This window comes from Roseibium sediminis, assembly GCF_008711325.1.
GTDB classification, from domain to species: Bacteria; Pseudomonadota; Alphaproteobacteria; order Rhizobiales; family Stappiaceae; genus Roseibium; species Roseibium sediminis.
The window spans coordinates 1-23,814 of record NZ_VXDB01000001.1; the positions used below are offsets into that span (position 1 = coordinate 1).

Here is a 23,814-nt window from a genome sequence, read left to right on the forward strand (position 1 = left end):
TTGACCCATCCGTCGAGGTCGCCTGGACAATGACTGTGACGCTCGTTCCAGCCTCGTAGTCGAGCTGAGAACTGTCGGCGACGGTCACAACACCTGTGGAAGCATCGATAGCAAACGGACCATCCGTGATGACATTGCCGGAACCATCAACAAGCTGATAGCTGACGCTGTCCGTGCCATCCGCATCAGAGGCAGAGGCCGTGATCCCGACAAGCGTTCCAGCGGCAGCAGACTCGGAGACCGTGTTGGTCGCAGAGTTGTTGTCTGTAACAGCAGTGACATCGAACTCGTCCACATCGGTCAGATTGACCGTGAACGTCTCGGTGGAGGTCGAGCCGTCCGTTGACGTCGCCTGAACATTGACCGTGACGCTCGTTCCGGCTTCGTAATCGAGCTGCGAGCTGTCGGCGACCGTCACAACACCTGTGGAAGCATCGATGGCAAACGGGCCGTCGGTGATGACATTGCCCGAGCCATCAACAAGCTGATAGCTGACGCTGTCTGTACCGTCGGCGTCGGAAGCAGACGCCGTGATCCCGACAAGCGTTCCAGCGGCGGCAGATTCAGACACCGTGTTTACCGCAGAATTGCTATCGGTGACAGCTGTGACATCGAACTCGTCAACATCGGTCAGGTTGACCGTGAACGTCTCCGTCGAGGTCGAGCCGTCCGTTGAGACGGCCTGGACAATGACCGTGACAGAGGTACCTGCCTCGTAGTCGAGTTGAGAACTGTCGGCGACGGTGACAACGCCGGTCGTGGCATCGATGGCAAACGGACCGTCCGTAATGACATTGCCCGAGTCATCGACCAGCTGGTAACTGACGCTGTCTGTGCCATCGGCGTCGGATGCAGACGCCGTGATCCCGACGACGGTACCAGTGGCGGCAGATTCAGACACCGTGTTGGTCGCAGAGTTGCTGTCGGTCACAGCGGTGACATCAAACTCGTCAACGTCGGTCAGGTTGACCGTAAAGGTCTCCGTTGAGGTTGAACCATCCGTCGAGACAGCCTGAACGATGACCGTGACGCTCGTTCCAGCCTCGTAATCGAGCTGAGAACTATCTGCGACAGTGACAACACCCGTGATGGCATCGATGGCAAACGGGCCGTCCGTGATGACATTGCCCGAGCCGTCGACCAAATAGAACCGGACGCTATCGGCGATATCTGCATCCGATGCTCGTGCAGTGATGCCTACACGTGTCCCGACTGCAGCGTTTTCGGAAATGGTATTGGCAGCGACGTTGGTGTCTTCCACCGCGCTGACCGAGCTGAAATTCTGTTCCTGCGCTCCGCTCCCGTCCGGGTCGGTCGCGGTCTCGTCTGCTTGGGCAACGTCTTCCGACGTACCTTCTTCAACCGCAAGGGCTTCACCTTGAACAATATCGGCAGGTGAAAAGGTCTGAACCAGAGGGGTGGAACCGCTTTTTACAGGGGCAGAAAGCGCTTCACTTTCACCACCGTTCAGCTGAAGCGAAAACTCTTCGCCAGCTTCGATTTCAGCCGCCTGTTTTTCTGTTACGGCTTCTTTTTCGCCGGTCTCATCTGCAACCCGAGTATCAGATTCTGAATAATTCATTGTCTGGGTGTCGGTGGTAACCTGAACCCTTTCGACGTCTGACAGGTCACCTGTCTCGGTAGAGGCGGTCCGACCAGCAGAGGCCGGTCGCGAAAACCCTAGAAGAGACGCCAGACTGACCGCCAGAGCAGACGGAGAGATCTTCAGTGCCTCCCCTTCTTCCTGCGGTGCTTCGTCGGCGAAATCACGCCGGTTCTTGCCGCTGAAGACGTCCTCGGCCTCAGAGGTCGAGCGGGCCAGTTCCGCTTCAACTTCCTCAATACGCTGCTTCTGGGACTGATCGTCTTCTTTCACGACTGCAACTCCAAATCAAATGCATCGCGGACAATAACTTGCGGTGAATTAGACACCCCCGGACTGGGCCTGTCAGTGCAATTCCGGGAGCATCCTTAAACCTTTGCTAAGTCCTTCGCAGACATCGCATCACGCTTCCGTAAAGGCCTTGTCGGAAATGACACGCAGCGGCTTCAGCATGTATTCAAAGATGCTTTTCGAGCCCGACTTGATGTCAGCTACTATTGTCATGCCCGGCATGACCTGAAAGCCTGCGGACGAAGCACCTACGTGCTCCTTGTCAAGCTTCAGCTTCACGGTGAAGACCGCGCTGCCATCGTCCTTGACCACGCTGTTCGGCGAGATTTTCTCGACAATTGCCTCGATGCTTCCAAAACGGACATAGTCAAAAGTCAGGACCTTGACCTTTGCAGTCTGGCCGACCTGGATCAGACCGATTTTTTCGGCAGCCACCTCGATTTCCGCGTAGGCTTCTCGGTCGACAGGAACCACATCCAGCAAGACCTGCCGCGGCGAGATCACTTCACCGGGTCCGCGAACCGCAATGTTGTCGACCAGGCCGTTCACCGGAGCCTTGACAAAGGCACGTCCGATCCGCGAACGAAGCTGTTCGATCAGGGCCTTCAGTTCTGCTTGTTCGGTCTGCAGCTGGGCGATCTGGTCTGCCGCCTGCACATTGAGTTCCGATTCCAGTTCGGCCAATTGGGCACGGCTGCGCGCATTACGAGCGTCCGCCTGCTCAACCGCATTCTCCATGCGAATGATTTCGACTTCCTTCTCAATGCGTTCGCGCTGAATACCCTCGAATTGACGCCGGCTAACGATGCCCTTTTCAAGAGCTTCCGACAGCGTAACGCCCTGTTGAGCCACGATCGCCAAATCCTGCCGCAGCTTCTCCAACTCCAGCAAGTAGCCCTCACGCTGACGATCTGTCAGACGGATATCGGCTTCCACCACTTCCCGGCGTTTGTCGCGATAAGCCTTGGCGTTGAGAAACGCCTGCTTCTGACTATCGGCAATGAGACTGAACCCGGTATCGCTGCCGGGATCGTAATCCACATTGCCGGAGATCGCCTGTTGCAAGCGCGAGACAGTCAGCTCTACTGCAGCCAGTCGAGCGGTTGCCTTCCTCAGCTCCGCGTCGCTTTCGGTCGTATCCAGCTCCGCAATGATGCTGCCTGCGGAAACAAGTGTCCCGCTTTCAACGTTGAGATTGCGAACGATGCCGCCCTCAAGATGCATGACATGCTGCACCTTGCCTGACGGCAGGATGCTGCCACCACCCGATACCACCTCATAGACAGGTGTGTAGCAGGCCCAACCGATGAACCCTGCGACAGCCAAGGCCGTAAGAAGAATCGACACACGAGCCGGGCGGGTTGCCTTGCGCTCTTCAAGCAATGCGCTCGTGGTGAAATTATCAAATTTTGCGGGCATGAGCTTGTCTCCGCGCTTTCATATTGGAGAAATCTGTAGCGAACATCATGACGGCTATCCCGCCATCGCTTGTTTTCGCAGGGGCTGCAAAATGCCCCGTTCAAGCTTGAGAACCGTGTCGGCCAATTCGGCCTGCTGCTCATGGGAGGTGACCATGATGACCGTCACCTTTCCGCGGCAACTTTCCAGGAACCGACCCAGCACATCGTTCAGTTCTGTTCCGCTGGCGCGTGGCGGCTCGTCCAGCAGAATAATCTGCGGCTTGCGCAACATGGCCTGCGCTAGCCCCAGCGCCTGGAAAAACCCGACCGGGAGATGTGATTGGCTTGCTTCGTTCAATCGCGTGTCAAAACCGCTTGGCAGGGGTTGAATGAAATCATAAAGGCCAAGCGCATCCATGACCGAGCGAATATCCTCATCCGTCGCGCCGGGGGCACACAGACGCAAATTCTGCGAAATCGTGCCGTGGAACATTTTCGGGTTCTGCTGCACATAGCCGACATCTGCCCGAAGATCCGAAGCCGGAATCTGCGAGATGTTCACCCCGTCCAGCTGAATGGTCCCGGACTGCGGTTGGTAGAGGTTGAGGATGAGTTTCACGAAGGTAGATTTCCCCGATCCACTCTTGCCAAGTATGGAGACAAAGTCTCCTTGACGGATCGACAGGGACACGTTGGTCAGTGCCGGAGCAGAAGCGCCCGGGAAACGGAAATACACCTGCTCCATATCCAGATTGCCGCGAAGGCGAGCACGGGAGCGTCGACCGGAGCTCACCGGTTCTTCCGGCAATTTCATGAAGCGGTCAAATCGACGGACTGTATCGGCAACATCCGACAGCCGCATCATCATGAGAAAGCCCTGCTGGATCGGTGTGAGGACACGCCAGGTCAAAATGGTGACGAGGATCAGACCACCAACAGTCAACGAGCCGTTAATGACCAGCATTGCCCCAAAAATGACTGTCAGCCCGCCAATCATCGTGACCAGCGTCGTCGAAGACGTCGACAACATGCGATTGGCAGATTGCACCCGCATCTTGGCGAGACTGGATTCCCGAACGATCTGGTCAAACCGTGTCAGCACGGACTCTTCACACCGGAAGTGATGCACCGTCGGCAGTTTGGACAGGACGTCGAGAGTAAACCGGTATTGGGCCGAGCGGCTTTTTGAGGTCTTTTCGGACAACCGGCGCAGGTGCGGCAACCAGAACGCCCCAATGACCGCAAAAACAACGATCAAACCGACAGAGACAAAGGCTAGCGGCCCTCCGACCACAAACAATACACCCAGCAGCACCACGATAAACGGAGCATCCAGCACCAATGCCGAGAGCGTTCCGCCGAAAATATCGCGAAAGTTCTCGAATTGCTTGAGGCTGGCCACCTGCGCACTCACCGAAGAAGCGGCAATCGTATTGTAGGGAAGCTTCAGAAACTTCTCGAAAACCGCGCAGCAGATTACGAAATCGAGACGGCTTGCCAGATAGGCAATCATGTTTGCCCGAATGTTCCGGAACCAGAGTTCGAGAACAACCAGAGCGCCGATCCCGACGGCTATCATCGTCAGCGTGTCCATCGCCTGACTGGGCAGAACCGTGTCGTAGATGAACATGACTGCAAGCGACGACAGCAAGGTGGCCCCGTTGATGAACAGGGAAACCAGAAACAGAACTGTCAGGTGCGTCTTGAACCGGCGCAGCAAGCCGGAAAAGGTCGTTTCTTCAGTAGCCGGATCGATTTCCTCGTTCTTTTCAAGGAACACCACCACATCGAATGTAACCCATTGTTCCTTGGAGCCGAACCGTTGACGAACACCGGCCTTTGTAAGGAACAGCTTACCATTTTTATCCCGGTCGACGACGAGAATCTCACCCCGCCGTTCGATCAGGGCCGGCAGGTGATACTGGGCGATCTCTTCCAGTCTGGCCGACTGGATTTCGCTCTTAAGCCCAAGACGAGCACAGGTCTCCCGAATTTCGGTCAACCCGAACTTTTCCGGCAGGTGAGGAAATGCCTGCGCAAAATCTTCAACCGAAACGCTCCAGGACCGGCGCTTGAGCACCGTTAGCAACGCTTCCACCACGTCGGAGGAAATTGGTTGGCTGTGAGCGTCCGGAGCCGTCATCAAGCGCCGCATGCTTCCAATGGCGCTCTCCTGATCCTCCGTGAACTCGGCACCGAATTCCGCATTCAGGCGGGCCCGAAGGCCGCTGATGGTGGTATCACCCCGTACCACCGTATTTGCTGTGGTTTGATTGGTCATGACGCCACCTTTCCATTGTTCGGAAGTGCTTTGCGTCGCACCGGTTTGCGCGCCTTCAAGGCAGGCATCGGCTTGAGAAGACCACCGTCAACCAGATAGGTCCGATCACACATATTGGTATACGCAGGATTATTTGAGGAAATGACCAAGGCCACATGCTCGCGCTGGCGCAGCAGATAGTTGCGCAATCGCTCATCAGCATCAGCGTCGAGATTTTCATTCGGATTATCGAAGAGGATCAGCTTTGGTGACCCCAAAAGACAAGCAATGATCGAAACGGTGTCCAGAACGGATCGCGACAGACCGTTTTGTACACCGGTCTGAAGCTTGGCCGACAGCCCGCCCGGATGGCGCGCGAAGTACTCAAGAACGCCGAATTCGTCAGCAAGCGCAATTGCTTCGTCGTAGTATTTTTCCTTGTTGAAACGGCACAAGTTGTCGAGGATCGTGCCATCAAGAAGGACATGACGGCTCGGCAGATAGGCGACCTGATCGCGATACTGCCAGTAGTCCATCTCTTCGATATTCCGGTTGTTGTAGCGCACATAACCACTTGTCGGCGTCAGGTCTCCAGCGATCAGCGGAAGGATCTGAAGTCGGCCCGAACTCTGCGAACCGGAAAGTCCAACGGCCTCACCAACCTTGCAAGACAACGAAACGCCGGCAAGCCCGACACGGGCCCGACCGGATGGCTTCGTCTTGACGTCAAGAACATCGAGGCTCTGGAAGTCATCTATACTCCCGATCCCGGAGGGTCTACCTTCAATCTCGAAGATTTTCTTGATTTCACGTTCGTTCTGACGGGCATCGTGATTGCCCAGCAAAAGACCATCCAGCTTAAGGATCGGCGAGACGACACGGCTGGCCAGAAGCGTACAGGCAGCCAACGTACCCACCGTCAGCTGATCATTGATATAGAGATACGCGCCTGCACACCCGGCAACGATCGGCGCACTTTTCACACATGTACCGACAAAACCCTGCGCAAGCTGGGTCGTGCCGATCAGCTGATTGTTGAACCGGGCACCGGTCACCTTCATGCGTTCGTAGCGGCGTGCCATGAACGGACCAATTCCAAGTCCCTTGATCGCATCCATGCCACCAAGAACTTCCAACAGGAAGGAATGGCGACGGCCCTCGAGTTCAGAGCGGCGATCCACCGTCTTTCGCGATTGGCGCGAGCTGATCCAGGAAGCAAACAGGGTGACCGAAACAACACCCAGGAGGCAAATTGCGATGAGCGGCGCAAAAAAGCCGATGAACCCCAGGAACAGGATCGAAAAGGGAATGTCGAGGAGGGCCGTGGCGGAATCGCCGGATCGGAACTCTCTCACCTTGTCTATGGCCGCAAACCGATCAATGTGTGTTCCAGTCGCTTCCCGCTCGGCCTGCCGCAGGTCGGCTTGCAGGTAACGGGAGAGAGCCGCACGGGACGTATCATGTTGATAGGTCGCACCGGAGGAGATCAGCAGCTTCGACAGCGCCGTTCGGGCAGTGAATTCGATAACCGCAGCCACGACGATTGCAATACCCAGCACGAACAGCGTCGTGTAGTTCTGCGCCGGGATGGCCCGATCATAGATTTGTAGAAAGGATAAGGGCAGCACCAATGCGCTGATATTGGCAACCAATGAGGCCACCAGAATGTAAATACTGTAGGCAGAGTTGCCTCTGCGCATAACTTGCGGTTTGAACATTTGATACTTGCCGCTACTAGATACAAAAAACGGGCACGCGCTTTCCGCGACCAATTCAAACCTTGAAAGTGGCAACCCTGTAATCCGCCGATGCCTTCCCAAGAGTCACCCATAGACTTGCATCAATTGGTGTATCTATTATTAATGAGAAAGCAGGTTTTATCAGGGGTAAATTAATGCAACCGCAGATTTATATCATCACTTCTATCAAATACATTCATATTACTTAAGGGGTTTTCACAAAGTAATCTTGGACCGATAACGTTAAGACATTCAGCCCAACGCAACTCTGCGTCGTACCCTCCCCACGCTACACAAGTACAAGCTCTCCCCTTGACCAGCAGCAACATTTCCCTCTATCGACCGGACCGCGGCAGATGTTTCAGCCGCCCCGCCCCCAGCAACAGGAATTCAATGATGATTGAACGGATCGAAACCGGCACACGCATGAGCAAGATCGTAAAGCACAATGGCGTGGCGTATCTATGTGGTCAGGTTGGAGCAGGCACCACAGTTGCCGAACAGACACGCGACTGCCTTTCCCGTGTTGACGCCCTGCTTGAGCAGGCCGGCTCCTCCCGCGAGAAGATGCTTCAGGCCATCATCTGGCTGGCTGACATGGCAGACTTTGCAGAGATGAACGAAGTCTGGGACGCCTGGGTCCCGGCGGGGCATGCACCGGCAAGAGCCTGCGGCGAAGCAAAACTCGCTCGGCCGGAACTGAAGGTAGAAATCATCATAACGGCAGCCTGCTGAGGCTGCTGTCGGCCGAAAAGCTGAAGCCTGCATGCGATAACCGTGTTCGCTTCAAGAGCTAGCGCCATGAAGGGTCTGGTTATACAGCTTTGAATCATCCGGTTTGACGCCGTTTATAAGCCGCGCCAAACCGGTCAGCACTTCCAGTTGCCGCGCTTCATAAACCCCATCCTGCTCCGACGGCCATTCCTTCAGTCCGGCTTCGAATTCAGTGGCTGACTGATTGATAGCTGAAAACCCGATAGACCCGCTACTCCCCTTGAGTTTGTGCAGGACACCCATCGCCTCCTCATTCGGCTTCGTCCCGACCGTCCGGTCTCCATAAAGAGAGAGAAACTCGCCGAACATCTGCTTGATCGTGGTGCAGTGTCTCTCCACCAACATGTTCAACTGCGCGGAAGACATTTTCTATCCTTTCGTTGAATGCAATCTTCCCGGTCGGCACATAATCGGGCAGTGTTTCACCACTATTGCTCCAGATTTCAGCCAGTTTGTCACCCAAAGCCCTGCCCAATCCCTCGATGGTTTCCATCTTTCGCTTGATGGTAATTTTCGTGTGTAGCGGCAAGTCCAGTTCCTCAACGCGGATTCTTGCCAGTTGGCTTTTTTCCGGCGGTTTGAACGAATTCTGGAACTCCTTCGGCAACTCATCCGAAACCGGCAAGACATCCTCAACAACACCTTGAACGGTCCTTGCGCCGGAATAGACCAACACTTGTTCGCCAACGGTTACGGGGAACAAATGTCGATTGGGCAGATAGGCCTGTATGAACCTTTGGCCGGTGTAAACTGACAAGATGCGCTCCCCTGTCAGGAAGGTCTGGCCACGAACGGGCACCTCGCTTCCCAAGACGCCATCGACGGGTGAGGTTACCACCCCATCAGCATAAAGCAGGGCGAGTTGGGCCAAGGCGGTCTCGACATCTTCCATCGAGACACGGAGCCCCCTTACCAGATTTTGCTTGCTCTCCAACTCTTCGCGGATGCGAATGACAGCCTCCTCAGCTCCATTGTTCTCCGAAAAAACTTCGAGCAACCGATCCGTCGTGATGAGCCCCTTCGATTTGGCCTCCAGAACGGCCTTCTTCATTTCACGGCTTTCCATCAGGCGCTGCTCTGCAAAGGGCAACAGCTTCTTGCCGATACGGATCGCCTCCTGGTTCTCAATCAGACGGCTATTGAGCTCCGACTGGCGCAGTTTCAACTCGGCCAGACGGTCCGCTATCTCAAGGGAAGAGATTTTGGCGAGGACCTCACCCTTTTCAACCTTTTGTCCGATCTGGAGAGGAAACTCATCGAGATGGCCAACATATCGGGCCTCAATATCCACCCGATCCTGCGCAACGATCCCATTGGCCCTGAAAAGGACCATATCGCCCCAGACGTAGTCGAGAACGGAAAGCCCGAGCACGCCAATCAGCCCAAGATATACCCAGCGACCATAGCCCTTCTTGACCGTTCTACGGTCGTTCTTGTGGGCGTCTGTTCTGGTTCTCTTGTTCAGTCGCTTCATTTTCTAGCCGCCTCTGACATCATGTACTTTTTGAGGGACGTAGCTGTCCTTGTAGGAACTCTTGAAAATCCATTCGTCCACATAGGCGGCAAGACGGACGCACCGCATAAACAGCCCATTGTAGAAGTTGTACGCCAAAATAAATGGAAATAATTTCAGGGAATTTACATGCGGAGTGCACATTGCAGCTAATATAAATACATAAAAGTCTATTATCATCAGTAAAATTTTAACTGAAAGAAGGATCACGAAGGCATGTGACCCGAACTGATAAAACAGCCAGACAATATAAAACGGCAGTATGCTTGCCCCCAGTATGTTGAAGATCAGGAACTCCAACTGGTGCGCAAGTTCCGAGACTCGAAACTGAGGATGAAACGGGTTCATGGCGTAACTGTATTTTCTGAATCGCAAACGCACCGCGTCCCGCTCCCACCGAAATCGCTGGCGAACAAGAGCCGCTACCGTGTCCGGAACATCCGTGTAACAAACGGAGTCAGACCTGAATCCGATCTTCCACCCATAGGCGCGAAGCCTCAGGGTGGCATCGAGGTCTTCGCCGCCGCCGGCATCATTGCCGCCGATTTGCTCAAGCGCCGAACGACGAAAGGCTGAATAGCCGCCGGAAGCACAGGTCACCTGATCAAAAACGAGGGCCGCCTGCTTCCCAAGCGAAATGGTGATCATGTACTCGATCGCCTGACAGGCCGCGATCAGGCTTGCATCGGCATTTCTCACCTGAATATTGCCTGCAACGCCCCCTATTTCGGGATCGTCAAATGGTTCAACGATCCGGCGGATGGCATCCCGGTCAAGAGAACAATCACAATCGATATTGACGATTAGGTCGCAGGTCGCCATTCGCTGACAAATATTGAAGCCAGCCGACTTCCCCCCGCGCAGATCCGTCCACATCGCGTTATGGATCTTGCCCTTGGCGAGAAGATCCCTGAGAACCTGAGGCGTCCCGTCCGTTGAGCCGTCACTGAAGGCAATGATCTGGTCCGGCGGGCGGCTTTGCTCCATCAGTGAATCGACGCATCTGGGGAACGACTCCGCTTCATTATGCCCCGCGACGATGACTGCCACGCTGCGCCGGAAGGACACATCAAGCGGCTGTTGCCGAGGTCTTTCAAAGAAGGCTGCCACCAGAAAGAGCGCCAGATAACGGGGGATCTCGAAGATGATCACCAACGCAAAGAGCGACAGGATACTGGCCGAACTCTGAGCAGAGATATAGTCGAAGCTTTCCGTGATCAGGTTCATCCGAAGAGCTCCTCCGGGCCGAAAGAGGCAATTCTCGGGTTCAAATCGATCTTGAGACCCGACAAGGCGACCTCGTTATAGGTCTCGATATTGGCGCGGCAATTTTCGACCGCCAATCGATTGACCAGAATATAGTCGTAGTCGGTGCCCTGATGGGTTATGGCCTGATCGCCGAAATAGTTGCGGAGGTTCTCGACCATCTGGGATCTGGAAACCTCGACCAGACGGAACCCGTGCTCTGACGTCAGCGCGCGGCGATCCGGATACCCGATACTCATCAGGCAGAACGGACGGCTTGTTTCCGTGAACTCGCGAGCGGATTTGTTCAGCTCGATAACCAACTCAAGCGGCAATTCAGCGAACTTCAGTTGCTTCTGGCCCCCACCAATGACAATTGGCCCTTCTTCGATGAAGGCCACGCCCTTTTCGGTCAACTCGTACTGAAAGACGTCCCGGGTGCGGATCATTTCGCCATCGGTGTGCTGACCACAGGACAAGCATTTGAACCCGACCGCCGCATCACTGGAACTTGCTCCACACGCACCGCAATTGATGACGATGCCCGGCTTGTCATAGTCGACGCCAAAGTGACGGAGTTCGCGAGAGCACTTGGGACAAACGAGATCAGACCCCTGCTGGAAGTCCTGCAAGGGGCCCTGATAAGCGCACCGGAAGTGGTGAACGAGCGTGGTTTCCGACAAGTTTGGACTTCGGCATTCGAAGCATTCCTCGCGCACATTGAGATGCGTCGACTGGCAACCGTTGCAAACATGGAAGCGATCGAAAAACTTTCGCTGGAGGAGTTTTTGCTCTGTCAGATTTGTGACTGCGGAGAGAATTTCCTCATCTTCCTGCGCACAGTCATAAGTGAACCCCAGTGCATTCTCTGCGCTGTATTCCGGGGTCAGAACACGTTTTCGAACATAGATGCTCGCGGCCAGCTTCTCGGATGTTTCCTTGCTTTGCCTGACCTCGATATGCACCGACTGGCGAGCCTCACGAAACTCCTGCATTGTGCCTTCGAGAAGACGCCCGACAACACCTCTGGGAAGAGATGGAATGGACACATCGGCCTTGGGGCCCAACTGGCCGGTTTCATCAATAATTGGCAGGAGATGAAGGTCTCCAAGTGTCCAGAGATGGCGGAGGTCGTGGACAGTTGCACGCTCGGAGATCAGCACTGCATCAAAGTCGCTGCCTGCGGCCATATACTGACGTGCAGCAACTGAAAAACCGGCCGGGCCAATGTCTTCCGGCCATCTCAGGACCCGGGCAGAGACCCCATAGCTCTCAAGCCCTCTGGCAACGTCAGCCGAATATTCCTTCAAATTGACGGTTGGAGCGGCTGCCGGCGCCAGGACTCCTGCAGTTATGGCAGCTCCATCGTTTGCCACTCCACCAAGCACGCTTTCAGCGACTTCCTCGATGTAGGCACGCACTTCATCGAAATTGAAAGGCTTGGCAAAGATCTTGGAGAATTTCTCGCCATACTTGTCTGCCAGAACCGCACTGGGTTCTGCGGTCATTGCTGCAAAAATCGGCAAGGCACGGCCCGAGATCTCCTCAAGGCAGTGCTTTATGACCTCCGTCCCGTTCAAGCCGGGCATATTGTAGTCCATCAGAGCCACGAAATAATTCTTGGCCTTGATCATCTTGAGCGCTTCAGTGCCATCCTGAGCGACATCGACCTCGTAGCCGGAGGACGACAGCAACAACTTCAAGATATCTTGCGTGACGGGGGAGTCTTCAGCGATCAGCACAGCCCTGCTGTAATCGGCCGGACCAACTTCAGCCTCCGCATCCTCTTCAGGGGCATCAGTTCCTTCATCACCCGCTGGCACGGCATTAGCCTGCTCGGCAGGGAAACTGCCCTCGCGCGCGACAGGCATCAAGGCATCCAACCTGTCGGTCAGGTCCTTTTGTGTTTCGATCGCAGGCGGCCGATCTGTCTCAGCAGGCTCTTCGACCTGCGTGACCTGTTGAGCGGCACCATTTTCTTCCTGCTGTACGTCTTTGATCTGCGACAGGTTTTCGGATCCCGGCACCAATGAAGCAAGCATATCCTCCAATGCCTTTTGAGCACCGGGCCTTAGCTGCCTGATGATTTCCAGAGGATCATCGCTTGAGGTAGATGCCGCTCCATCGTCAGACTGTTCCAAGCTTTCAAAGAACGCGGAACCAGGCATCAACGCATTCAATCTGCGCGCCAGCTCGTCCTGGTCAAGAAGACTTTCTGCTTCTGGCGTAGCGTCGACTGCAATCTCCCGCTCCGCTTCCTTTTCTTCGCTCGATAGCGGAAGGACCGCCGCACTTTCCGCCCCGGATCGGGCCGCAATTGCTGCATCGCTGCTCTTGCCCGCACGAACACTTTCAACAAAGCTCAAGACCTCTTCAAACTCGAAGGGCTTGGCGAAAACCGTATGAAAAAAGCGGATCTGTTCCCTGTCATTCAGGATTGCGGCGGGATCGGCAGTAATCGCACCAAAGATGGGCGAAGAACCCTCACCCTTCTGCCCGACAAACTCACGAACCACCTCGCTGCCATGCATATGAGGCATGTGGTAGTCGATCAGAACGACATCAAAATTTTCAGCGTTCATGGCTTTGAGGGCGCTTCGACCATCCCCCGCCAGATGCACCTTGTGCCCCGCCGCTCGCAACATCTCCTTCAAGACATCCTGAGTTACAGGCGAATCTTCGACGATGAGGACATGAAGAGGCTCAGCAGCACGACCTCCCGAAGGGGAACCTGAAATATGTGCAATATTATTGCCCATAAGCAAAACGACTCCTGAGCACAAACGACAAAAAACTGATAAACTGAATTTGTAAACTTAGAGTTATTTATGTAACAGGACGATTTTTCCTAATATATAGTACTGTTATTTTATGCAATGCCGAATAGAATACATAAACAAGAGGGAGAAAATAGAAAACAACGTAACAATATATTCAACTTCCCGAGAGACACTCTCTTTAGTTGCGATTATAGAAAATGCAGTTGGAGTTTTGCGTTTGTCCAGCCTGAACACGATCGTGTACGCCGACGACGAGCCCGATATTCGGGAGGTCGTCCAACTGACCCTCAGCGCGATCGGAGGGTTTGAGGTCCACTCATGCGAAAACGGTGCTGAAGCGGTTGAGCTCGCCAAGACCAATCGCCCAGACCTGATTTTGCTCGATGTCATGATGCCGGTTTGCACCGGCCCAGAAGCATTGGTCGAGATTCGGAAGCTGGACGAACTCAAGGACACTCCGGTCGTCTTTATCACCGCCAAGGCCAACACCAACGAGATCGAGGAACTGATGAGTTTCCCGACAACGGGGATCGTTTCGAAACCTTTCGACCCCATGACCCTTGCTGATCAAATTCGCAAGATCTGGACCGACTTGACGTCCGCATAAGATCTCTCATCTGAACACCTTTAGAGGGTCGAGTGATGCCGAGCCGCAGTTCCATGACCAAGGTCGAAACCCCTACTGCAACACCCACGATTTTGGAAGTTGTAACCCTCTTCCATGAAATGGCGCCGCATTATGACGATATAGGCAGCGCATTGTCGCAGATTTGCGCACTGTTCGGATCGCGGCAAGGTGCGATCATTGAAGTCGAGCATTGCAGCAAATCGCATGGCTTTGAATACAGCGTAATGGCGATATCGGGTTTTGGGTCAAAAAAGGAAGCGGAAGAACAATTAATCGTCGGGTTGCCCGCCAATTATGATGAGGGAATGTCCTCCGTGTCTCCAGATATCAAACCGCTGATAAAGGGGGATGAGCTTCTTGGCTTTATGTATCTGGAAGGGGCAAAACACGCTCAATGGAAAGATTTGAAGCCAATCCTGACGGGACTGACTCTCGGCTTTCATCAAAGAGCCAGCGACAGGAAACATCTTGAGGAACTCGAAGTCTTGCAAGACGCATTTGAGGCAACCGCGGAAGGATATGTCGTCTACGACCCGGATGACCGTCTTCACTTCTGCAACACAGCCTATAAGGAACTATACAGCCACTCCCGAGCCGTTATGACACCCGGAACCAAATTCGAGGACATCCTTCGATACGGGCTACTAAGAGGTCAATACGCTGAAGCAGGACAAAACCCGGAAGAGCAAGAGGCTTGGCTTAAGGCACGCCTGATGCTTCACAAAAAACCAATGCATTCGGTCACGCAAAGACTAGGCAATGGAAGTTGGCTAAAGATAAATGAACGGCGCACGTCCCGAGGATATACCGTTGGTGTACGAACGGACGTGACTGAATTCAAGGATACGGAAGATGCCCTGCGGCGCAGCGAAGCAGAATCCAAGCGCCTAGCACTCGTTGCAAGCAAGACAAAGAACCACGTCAACATTCTCGATGCGGCAAGCAAGATCGAATGGGTCAATGACGCCTTCATGGATACCACGGGCTACACGTGCGAAGAGGTCATGGGACAAACCTTTGGCGAGTTCATGATCGGGCCGGGCTCCGATACCGGCACCCTCTCCTATTTCCGACATTGCATGGAAAACGGTCAGTCTTGCCGGGAAGTCATTCACAGTTACAAAAAGGACGGGACCCCATTCTGGAACCTGATAGAAATTCAGCCGATCTTTGGCGACGATGGCAAGATCGCAAACTACATCGTCATCGGACAGGATGTAACGAAGGAAAAAACATCCGAGCTTGCGATCAAGAGAAGCGAAATGAAGTTCAGATCGCTGGTGAACCTCGCGCCTGTCGGTATCTTGCAGACCAGCCGCGACGGGCGGTTTGTCGATTGTAACGAAACCTTCGCCCGCCTGAGCTTCCTTACAAAACAGGAACTCGCCAGAACCGATTTCGGAAATATCTTCAGCGCCTTCTCCGATGAAGATCGTCAATATTATCTAGAAGACGTTGAAACCCACGGCCATGTCGGACCAGTCGAAGTCGAGTTCGTCTCCGGTTCTGACCGACACTACGCCATCATCAACTCTCTTCTCGTTGACATTCCAGGCGGCATGCCAATCATCTGGACAATACTTCAAGACATCACCGAACAAAAACGAATAGAAAAACTGAAGAGCGAATTCATCGCTGTGGTAAGTCACGAGCTACGCACCCCCATCACGGCGATGATTGGATCCTTGGGTATCATTACAAGCGGCGCCTTCGGACCACTTGGCGACAAGCAAAAACCACTACTTGAAATGGCTCAAAAGAATGCCGTCCGCCTGAAAAGCATGGTGGATAATATTCTGGATTCAGAGAAGCTTGAAGCGGGCCAGCTTGCGGTAGATATCGCAGAGGTGGACCTAGTCAAGATCGCGCAAGACACAGTGGTAGAATTCCGGTCCTACTGCGCTGACCGCAACATCGACATCAACTTGCAGACGGAACTCCCGACGGCAATCGCGTATGCAGATTCCATGCGGGTCAGCCAGATCATGCTCAACCTTCTATCCAACGCGGCCAAATATTCGCCCGAGAATTCCGAAGTAACAGTGAGCGTCAGCCAGATCGACGACAACTATTCCATCGCAATCACAGATCGGGGCACCGGAATTCCCGAGGAGGCTCTTGATCGCTTGTTCGAACGTTTCTACCAGGTGGACAGCACGGACAAACGGGCAAAACAGGGCACCGGTTTAGGGCTATCCATTTGCCAGGCACTTGCCGATGCCCATGGATCGCGAATTGACGTTGCAAGCGAAGTTGGCAAGGGAAGCACCTTCAGCTTCAAGCTATCGGCAGCGTGAGACTACCGATCGCCATACTGTTGCATTCTCTGACCGATTTCAGAATTTCTTAGTGACGATGCATTTTTCCCAGAACAATCAATCCAGTACACTGCTCCGTTTAGATTTACGCAACGTAAGAAAAGTACACTACTTTAGATTGCGATCCGAAAAATCTCTCAAAAAAGGAGAATTCGAACCGCATCGTAAACCGGGAATTTGTGCTGTCCGGTCGACCGTATCGGAACTGCCGAATGCCTCTGAAAGGCAAGGGAAGTGAATAATCCGATGCTGGACCACACGAGAGAAGCGAACCGTAGAAAACATCCTGCAGAGAAGACAAAATCGAGGATGAACACCGGTTCAATGCAGAACCGGATCATTGTCCTTACCCTCGTATGCGGCCTCGTAAGCGCCTTTGCCATAGGCGGGTTTGCCTTTTCGGAAATCTGGACACTGACAAAACAGCAGGCTCTTGAAAAGCTCGCGAGCGAAACGCGTTTAATGGCGACACAGTTTGCAGCCGGTTATCGAACAATCGAGGAAGACCTTCGCGCTGTGGCAAGCACTCCCCCCGTACAAGGTCTTGTCAGAGCTGCAGAAAATGATGGAGAAGACCCCAAGGACGGCTCCACAACGGAAGACCTCCATGCCCGATTGGCCACCATTTTCTCATCCATCCTGAGCAATCGTCCCGAATACATACAGTTTCGTCTTATTGAAGCTCAGCAAGACGGCCGTGAACTTGTTCACGTCTTCAGATCTGATTTCGGCTTGCGAACCGTACGCCCGGGCAAATTGAAAGCCGTAGGTAGTGAAAACTATTTTGCCGTCGGCATGTCCGCCAATCTCAACCAGTTGGTATTTTCCAACGTCAGTTTTCTCGCGGCTGACAATGCGGATGGGGGACAGCGAGTTCCCATACTTCGCGGGATGCTCCCGGTTGACGACCCGCTGGGAACACGCTTTGGGGTTCTTGTCATTGACGTTGACTACAAGAAGATGCTCGAGGCGGCTTTCCTCAACATTTCGCCCTCAAGCCAAGTCATCGCGGTGAACGGGAACGGCGATTACATGGAAAACCTGCCCGGAGAACAGGGTTTGGAACGAAACCTGTTCATTTTCGGGGATGACGCCTATCAGCCCAATTCACTCGTGAACGCCTATCTCAAATCTGGACGTTCTGAAGGTTTGATAGAAGAAGACACCTCGTTCGCATATTTCTCGCATGTCGCCAACAAGAGCAGACAGACATCCGCCGCTCTTGGCATCATCCAGCAAATCTCGAAGGCTGAGCTCTTTTCAAATGCCAACAAGCTGGGCATCCGGGTAGCTGGTGTGGGGCTGATCATCATATTGGTCTGCGCCGTCGGCACCGCAATTGCCGGCCGGGAATTTATCCGCCCGCTGATCAAGCTCGCAAAGCAAATCGAAACGAAAGACAACAAGGAGCTCATCCGCGAGCTGCCTGATGACCGTAACGATGAGGTGGGTTACCTCGCCCTCGCGATAAAGCAGAGAACGCAGGCACTGATTGAAAGCAAGGCGGAAGCCTCAGCACTGGTGGATCATGTTGCCGAAGGCGTCATCATGATCGACGACCAGGGCAGGATCGAGAAGTTCAACCCGGCGGCCGAGCAGATCTTCGGCTTCAGCCAGGAAGAGGTTCTGGGCAAGAACGTGGGAATGCTGATGCCCGAGAAAATGGCGTCGGTCCACGACACTTTCCTGACCACTCGAAACAGCCAGAACGAAGGCGACGGCTGGCGGTCCTTGCGAGAACAGGAAGGTCTCAAGAAGAACGGGGAAACAGTGCCGATCGAACTCAGTGTGAGCACACTCACGTTGAATGACCGTCGGCGCTACATCGGCGTCGTGCGTGACATCACGGAACGCCGAGCCATCGAGCAGATGCGTGACCAGTTCGTATCCACTGTCAGTCATGAGATGCGCACGCCCCTTACTTCAATCCGGGGCACGCTGGTTCTGGCAAACAATCTGTCGAAGGATGGTTCGGTTCCTGAAACCATCGCCAAAATGATGGAACTGGCGCTGAAGAACTCCGAGCGTCTCAACCTTCTGGTCAACGACATCCTGGATCTGGAGAAACTTCGTTCAGGCAAGATGTCATTCGACATGGAGCCGGTCGACCTCAATGATCAAGCTCAGGAAGCTGTCGACCTGAACCAGCATTTTGCGCAAGGCCGGAACGTCAGCCTTGAAACTGTTAAGGACCAGAATGCCGCTGTCACTGTCGCCGACAAGCATCGGCTGCAGCAGGTACTGTCGAACCTGATTTCCAATGCCGCAAAATTCAGTCCTGAAAACGGTACGGTTCAAGTGAAGGTCACCGCAAACAAGGACAAGGTCACAATATCTGTCATCGACACAGGGATGGGTATCCCGGAAAGCTTCCAGCCCTACATTTTTGACCCATTCAGTCAGGCTGGCGGGGCAGAGTGCAAGGCCAAGGGCGGCACTGGACTCGGGCTCAACATTACCAAGCGCATGGTTGAGGGGATGGAGGGCAACATCGGCTTCGTAAGCGAAGAAGGTGTCGGCACCACCTTCAACATCGAGTTTCCCGCTGGCGAAGGCCACTTTGCCAATCAGAGTGAAGAAAATGTGGTCGCTCGTTCAAACCGCATGTAAATGGCGCCGACTTCGGCACCCTTCAGATCGGCCATCAAAATACGTTAGAAAAATGTTCCAAACTGGTGATGTTTTTAATCAAACCGAGACGACCTACTAGACTGTTACTTGATCTCGTTTTGATAAGCTGAAGACATCGAATTGTGAATGCCCTGAATCGATCAATATTGAGATCTGTCGACCCATCTAACAGCCCAATGTAAGAAGCATCAATATGTCCAAAACCCGCGAGTGCACCGACAGACCTTCCGAAAAAGCCTATCGCGCGCCTCCCGCCGGTTTCGCATCCATACGAACGCGGTTTATTGCCCTGACCTTGGCATGCGGCGTATTCACTGCAGTATCGGCGGGCGGGTTTGCGTTTCTGGAATTCCGGTCGGCCTTGAAAGAACAGGCCATCGAAAAACTTGCCGACGAAACTCGTCTGATGGCGGTCCTTTTCGCAAATGCCTACCGCGGTATAGAAAACGATTTACGCCTCGTGGCGGAAGCCAAACCCGTTCAGGCTCTCATTCGCGCAATGGAAAACGATGGGGTCGATCCTCTGGACGGCACCTCCGCGGAAACTCTTGCGTCCCGATTGTCAGTCATACTCTCGACGGCAATCCGCAACCGCCCTGAGTATTTCCAGTTTCGGATGATCGGGATGGCCGATGCTGGCCGGGAACTGGTTCGCGTTGATCGGACAGAATTAGGTGTTCTGCAAATCTCATCCGATCAATTGCAACAAAAGGGCGAGGAGCCTTACTTCAAGATTGCACAATCCGCCAGAGTAAATTCCGTTGCTTTTTCAGAAGTGACGTTTAATCGGGAGCACGGAAAAATAGATAGCCGCAGCATTCCGACACTGCGTGCAATGCTCCCGATTGATGACAAGCTGGGCCGCAGAGCTGCCTTTCTGGTTATCAATATCAACTATGAAGACTTGCTTCAGTCAGCTTTCACAAACATATCCTCTGGCAACAAAATTATCGCCATCAACGGAAATGGCGACTACATGGTGCGCGATCCTCGGTCAGGTGCAGCCCTGGTCTCAAATCTGCAAATGAAGGAGTCTGCCAACTACGTGGCTGAACCGCATGTTACTGAGTTTCTTGCCACAAAGGATCGGGAAGGCGCGCTTCCGGGTGGCGAAACGACAGCATACTTCATCCGGGACACAGATTCTTTCAACGAACAATCTGCCAAGATTGGATTGGTGCAGATTGTTCCGACATCGGCGCTTTACGCCAACGCGCAATCCCTTGGAAATCAACTGTTGCTTGCCAGCCTATTGATACTGGGCCTGTGTGCAATCGCAATCGCATTTGCCGGGGACCGCTTCATTCAGCCCCTCATTCGGCTTGCAAGGCTCATTCAGCGGAACGACCCGCATGATCTGGTAAAAGTCCTCCCCGACGATCGTCAGGATGAACTTGGATATCTGGTTGCAGCAATCAGGGACCGCACCCAGGCTCTGTTGGACTCAGAAAATGAGTCTTCAACCATCATCGAACAAATAATCGATGGCATTGTCGTCATCGACGCCTCCGGACACATCGTCAAATTCAGTACGGGTGCGGAGAGTATTTTTGGCTACTCCGCAGACGAAGTGATCGGAAAGGATGTCGGTGCGCTCATGCCAACCGCCATCGCAAGAGTGCATGGCAAGTATCTTTCGAACCGAGGCACTGAAAACGAGTCAGCTGGATGGAAATTCCTGCGCGAACAAGTAGCGGTTTCAAAAACAGGAGCCGAAATTCCGATCGAACTTAGCGTGAACACCCTCTACCTCAATGGAGAGCGCCATTTTATCGGCGTCATTCGCGACATCTCGCATCGGAAAGAAATTGACCGCATGCGAGACGAATTTGTTTCAACTGTAAGTCATGAGTTACGCACCCCTTTGACCACCATTCGGGGATCCCTGGTTCTTGCCGAAAAACTGGCCTCATCAACAGCTCTCCCCGAAACCTTGACGCGAATGCTTCATTTGGCGGCAAAAAATACTGATCGCTTATCCTATCTGGTCAACGAAATACTGGATCTTGAGAAACTCAGGTCCGGCAAGGTGCGGTTCCAGATGGAGTTGGTTGACCTGAATGAGATGGCAGAACTAGCTGGCGATCAGCATATCGATCTGGCCAATGACCGCAATATTTCGCTGGTCGTGTCCAAAGCAGACAAACCGGTTTATGTGCTTGCAGACAAGGCTCGTTTGAAACAGGTACTCGCCAACATTTTGTCAAATGCCATCAAGTTCAGCTTCGATTGCGGTAATGTTGATCTACGTGTGACACGCCTGAACAAATTTGCCCGCATTTCTGTGACTGATACCGGATGTGGAATACCCAAAGAATATCATGGAACAATTTTCGACCCCTTTAGTCAGGTCGATAGCTCCGATAGTCGGGAAAGAGGCGGAACAGGCCTCGGCCTTTGCATAAGCAAGAAACTTATGGACGGAATGGACGGCAAGATCCGCTTCGCCAGCGAAGAAGGTGTGGGAACAACGTTTACTGTAGAGTTTGAAGAACAGAAGAACACTGACATCCTGCACCCGGCCGCAAAATATGATCCCGCCGAATTATGTGGCCTGCATCTTGAGGATGATACCGATTTTGCCGAAGTTCTCTGCGCTACGCTGGATAACAATGTTACCTATGTTCACGAGACGACCCTTGAAGGAGCTCGGGAACGCCTGAAAGAGCGCAAGTTCGACTTCATTATCATCGATATCGACCTGAACTCGAACTCTACAACCGGCCTTGATCTTCTGGATGACATTCCAGACCCCAGAAACACCGTGGTCGTTGTGCTCTCGGGCAGAGAACAGGAACTGGATCACCCGGCCATAGACGCTGTTCTGCTCAAGTCGGCAACCGGCGAAAGCGATATCGTCTCGATTGTCGTCGGTTTCCTGGCCGAAGCGAAAAAGCTGCAAAAGGGGCAAACCCCTAGATTGGTCAGCTCGAGCGCAAGTATGAAATAGGCCGAAGCATTTAGTATTATAGCCTGCATCGGAGTGGGACCAAGACCGACCGTTGACCAGCATACATCTTGAGAATTATTGTCAGGGAGAAGTTTCCCTGGCTTTTATATCTTCAACTCACCCCCGCAAAGACTGCCAATGAACGCAAAAAATATCCGCGGCTCGTCGAAAAATTACTTCACCCTATGGAAATAATTCAACAATTCAATTTCATCTCCCTCTAGGTAATTGTCAATATGACCGACATCCGGCGAGGCTTCGTAAACCAATGACGACCTTTGTCCTCCTTCTCCATCCAGCAACGGCATGGAGCAGACGCAGGACAAATCTGGTCTGGTTCTCCACATGGTTTGAGCGCCTCCCCGGCAACATAAACCCTCGGGAGAAACCGAATGAAAAAAATATCCGGACCGTTTCTGGGTGCCCTGCTTTGCTCGACAATGCTTGGGCTCGGTGGAGCGCATGCCGCCACATTTTATAGCGTGACCAACAAGACAGATGCGAACACTGTCGTCGCCTATACATCCGACGCTTCGGGCACCTACTCGGTCATGGGCGAATTCAAGACAGGTGGGACAGGCACTGGCGACCTTGAAATTCCGGCCTTGCAGAAGGATGAGTCACACCCGCTGCTGAACGGCGATGACCCGCTTATTTCCGCAAACTCAATCGAGAAAACCGCAGACGGCAAGCACCTTGTTGTCGTGAACCCGGGTGATGGCACTGTCTCCCTTCTGAAGGTTGCCGAAGATGGCGCCCTGACAGCCGTCAACTCCGTCAAGGCAAGCGACAAGTTCCCCGTTTCCATCGCGATCAACGGAGACAATGTCGTTGTGGCGAGCGTGGGCAACGACAACAGCTCCGGCAGCATCGGTGCGTTCCAGATCAAGGACGGCGAACTCCACGAAGTAGCCGGTTCTCGCAGGGACCTGATGGCTCGCCCCTCCACGATCCGCTTCTCCAGCGACGGAACGCATGTCATCGTCAATGAGCTTGTGACCGGCAAGATCCATGCCTTTGCCCATGACGGCTCCAACCTGTCCGATGCGCCGGTATCCACCGTCGACTCGCCGCGCGCTGAAGGTCGTTTCCAGGCGATCCCGGTCGGCTTCACCATCGCACAGCGTGGCGACAAGGACATCGTCCTGATGTCGGAAGCCCGGTTCCTGACACCAGACTTCCAACTGCGGGCCGGCACTGGCGAGGTTGCACTGAGCCCGGGCTATAGCTGGCAGACAAGCTCCTTGTCGACCTACAGCCTGAGCAAGGACGGCAAGCTCGAACTTATCTCCGGCGATGTTCTGACCGGATATGGCGGCGTTGAAGGTGGAGAAATCTCCAATTGCTGGGTTGTTCTGTCGAAAGACGGCAAGACCCTTTGGTCAATGAACCCGCTGTCCAGCTCTTACAGCTCGTTCGACATTGCTGAAGACGGTTCTGCCCGGTTGAAACAGGCACAGGCCCTCAAGGTCCGCCCGGAGACCTTGTTCTTTGGCGATGCAACCCTCAGCCCGAAGGGTGACCAGATCTTCCAGCTGATCAGCAATACCGGTCAGGTGATGGTTGTTGACATCGACGAGAACAACGTGCTGCGTCCCGGCCAACTGATCGGCGGTCTGCCGAGGATCGGTGCCTATGGCATGGTCGCAATCGACTGATTGATTGATACAGAACCACCAAAC

Annotated in this window: 14 protein-coding genes; 6 read left to right on the forward strand and 8 right to left on the reverse strand. The window is 53.7% G+C overall.

Going from position 1 to position 23,814, the window contains the following annotated elements; translation table 11 throughout:
• The 4 genes from F0155_RS00005 to F0155_RS00020 form a co-directional block, all read right to left on the reverse strand.
• On the reverse strand, window positions 1-1,876 hold a 1,876-nt coding region (locus tag F0155_RS00005), incomplete at its 3' end, for a cadherin repeat domain-containing protein (protein WP_150522416.1).
• Window positions 1,877-2,005: 129 nt separating this feature from the next.
• Window positions 2,006-3,313: an HlyD family type I secretion periplasmic adaptor subunit gene (locus F0155_RS00010; RefSeq protein ID WP_150522417.1), complete on the reverse strand. Its 1,308-nt coding sequence runs from the start codon at window positions 3,311-3,313 to the stop codon at window positions 2,006-2,008.
• Window positions 3,314-3,367: 54 nt separating this feature from the next.
• Window positions 3,368-5,575 carry a peptidase domain-containing ABC transporter gene (locus tag F0155_RS00015; RefSeq protein ID WP_150522418.1) on the reverse strand — a complete coding sequence of 736 codons (2,208 nt, stop codon included), beginning with the start codon at window positions 5,573-5,575 and terminating at the stop codon, window positions 3,368-3,370.
• Window positions 5,572-7,272: an ABC transporter transmembrane domain-containing protein gene (locus tag F0155_RS00020; RefSeq protein WP_150522419.1), complete on the reverse strand. Its 1,701-nt coding sequence runs from the start codon at window positions 7,270-7,272 to the stop codon at window positions 5,572-5,574. The genes F0155_RS00015 and F0155_RS00020 overlap by 4 nt, the downstream gene beginning before the upstream one ends.
• Window positions 7,273-7,686: 414 nt before the next feature.
• Here F0155_RS00020 and F0155_RS00025 point away from each other — a divergent pair, with 414 nt between their 5' ends.
• Window positions 7,687-8,028, forward strand: coding sequence for a RidA family protein (locus F0155_RS00025; RefSeq protein ID WP_208999060.1), 342 nt, complete (start codon window positions 7,687-7,689; stop codon window positions 8,026-8,028).
• Between the two features lie 51 nt (window positions 8,029-8,079).
• Here the strand turns inward: F0155_RS00025 and F0155_RS00030 are convergent, their stop codons facing one another.
• The 4 genes from F0155_RS00030 to F0155_RS00045 are packed head-to-tail and all read right to left on the reverse strand — an operon-like array spanning window position 8,080 to window position 13,584.
• Window positions 8,080-8,310 carry an Hpt domain-containing protein gene (locus F0155_RS00030; RefSeq protein ID WP_161599729.1) on the reverse strand — a complete coding sequence of 77 codons (231 nt, stop codon included), beginning with the start codon at window positions 8,308-8,310 and terminating at the stop codon, window positions 8,080-8,082.
• 7 nt (window positions 8,311-8,317) lie between these two features.
• Entirely contained in the window at window positions 8,318-9,541 is a 1,224-nt protein-coding gene (locus tag F0155_RS00035) for an HlyD family secretion protein (RefSeq protein WP_150522422.1), read from the reverse strand.
• Between the two features lie 3 nt (window positions 9,542-9,544).
• Entirely contained in the window at window positions 9,545-10,807 is a 1,263-nt protein-coding gene (locus F0155_RS00040) for a glycosyltransferase family 2 protein (RefSeq protein ID WP_150522423.1), read from the reverse strand.
• A complete protein-coding gene (locus tag F0155_RS00045) occupies window positions 10,804-13,584 on the reverse strand; it encodes a TackOD1 domain-containing metal-binding protein (RefSeq protein ID WP_150522424.1) in 2,781 nt (926 codons plus the stop codon). The genes F0155_RS00040 and F0155_RS00045 overlap by 4 nt, the downstream gene beginning before the upstream one ends.
• Before the next feature lie 238 nt (window positions 13,585-13,822).
• On the opposite strand from F0155_RS00045, the gene F0155_RS00050 reads away from it, so the two are divergent.
• The 5 genes from F0155_RS00050 (at window position 13,823) to F0155_RS00070 (ending at window position 23,790) form a co-directional block, all read left to right on the forward strand.
• Window positions 13,823-14,212: a response regulator gene (locus tag F0155_RS00050; RefSeq protein WP_204934364.1), complete on the forward strand. Its 390-nt coding sequence runs from the start codon at window positions 13,823-13,825 to the stop codon at window positions 14,210-14,212.
• A 53-nt stretch (window positions 14,213-14,265) separates the two neighbouring features.
• Entirely contained in the window at window positions 14,266-16,530 is a 2,265-nt protein-coding gene (locus F0155_RS00055; RefSeq protein ID WP_161599730.1) for an ATP-binding protein, read from the forward strand.
• A 330-nt stretch (window positions 16,531-16,860) separates the two neighbouring features.
• Entirely contained in the window at window positions 16,861-19,161 is a 2,301-nt protein-coding gene (locus F0155_RS00060; protein WP_161599731.1) for an ATP-binding protein, read from the forward strand.
• Between the two features lie 214 nt (window positions 19,162-19,375).
• A complete protein-coding gene (locus tag F0155_RS00065) occupies window positions 19,376-22,132 on the forward strand; it encodes a hybrid sensor histidine kinase/response regulator (RefSeq protein ID WP_150522428.1) in 2,757 nt (918 codons plus the stop codon).
• 392 nt (window positions 22,133-22,524) lie between these two features.
• Window positions 22,525-23,790 (forward strand): beta-propeller fold lactonase family protein, encoded by a 1,266-nt coding sequence (locus F0155_RS00070; RefSeq protein WP_150522429.1) that lies wholly within the window; start codon window positions 22,525-22,527, stop codon window positions 23,788-23,790.
• Window positions 23,791-23,814 lie beyond the last annotated feature (24 nt).

Bases quoted from the DNA above. Each gene is read 5' to 3' on its own strand.
- F0155_RS00010 (WP_150522417.1), bottom strand. From the start codon at position 3,313: ATGCCCGCAAAATTTGATAATTTCACCACGAGCGCATTGCTTGAAGAG.
- F0155_RS00015 (WP_150522418.1), bottom strand. From the start codon at position 5,575: ATGACCAATCAAACCACAGCAAATACGGTGGTACGGGGTGATACCACC.
- F0155_RS00020 (WP_150522419.1), bottom strand. From the start codon at position 7,272: ATGTTCAAACCGCAAGTTATGCGCAGAGGCAACTCTGCCTACAGTATT.
- F0155_RS00025 (WP_208999060.1), top strand. From the start codon at position 7,687: ATGATGATTGAACGGATCGAAACCGGCACACGCATGAGCAAGATCGTA.
- F0155_RS00030 (WP_161599729.1), bottom strand. From the start codon at position 8,310: ATGGGTGTCCTGCACAAACTCAAGGGGAGTAGCGGGTCTATCGGGTTT.
- F0155_RS00035 (WP_150522422.1), bottom strand. From the start codon at position 9,541: ATGAAGCGACTGAACAAGAGAACCAGAACAGACGCCCACAAGAACGAC.
- F0155_RS00040 (WP_150522423.1), bottom strand. From the start codon at position 10,807: ATGAACCTGATCACGGAAAGCTTCGACTATATCTCTGCTCAGAGTTCG.
- F0155_RS00045 (WP_150522424.1), bottom strand. From the start codon at position 13,584: ATGGGCAATAATATTGCACATATTTCAGGTTCCCCTTCGGGAGGTCGT.
- F0155_RS00055 (WP_161599730.1), top strand. From the start codon at position 14,266: ATGACCAAGGTCGAAACCCCTACTGCAACACCCACGATTTTGGAAGTT.
- F0155_RS00060 (WP_161599731.1), top strand. From the start codon at position 16,861: ATGAACACCGGTTCAATGCAGAACCGGATCATTGTCCTTACCCTCGTA.
- F0155_RS00065 (WP_150522428.1), top strand. From the start codon at position 19,376: ATGTCCAAAACCCGCGAGTGCACCGACAGACCTTCCGAAAAAGCCTAT.
- F0155_RS00070 (WP_150522429.1), top strand. From the start codon at position 22,525: ATGAAAAAAATATCCGGACCGTTTCTGGGTGCCCTGCTTTGCTCGACA.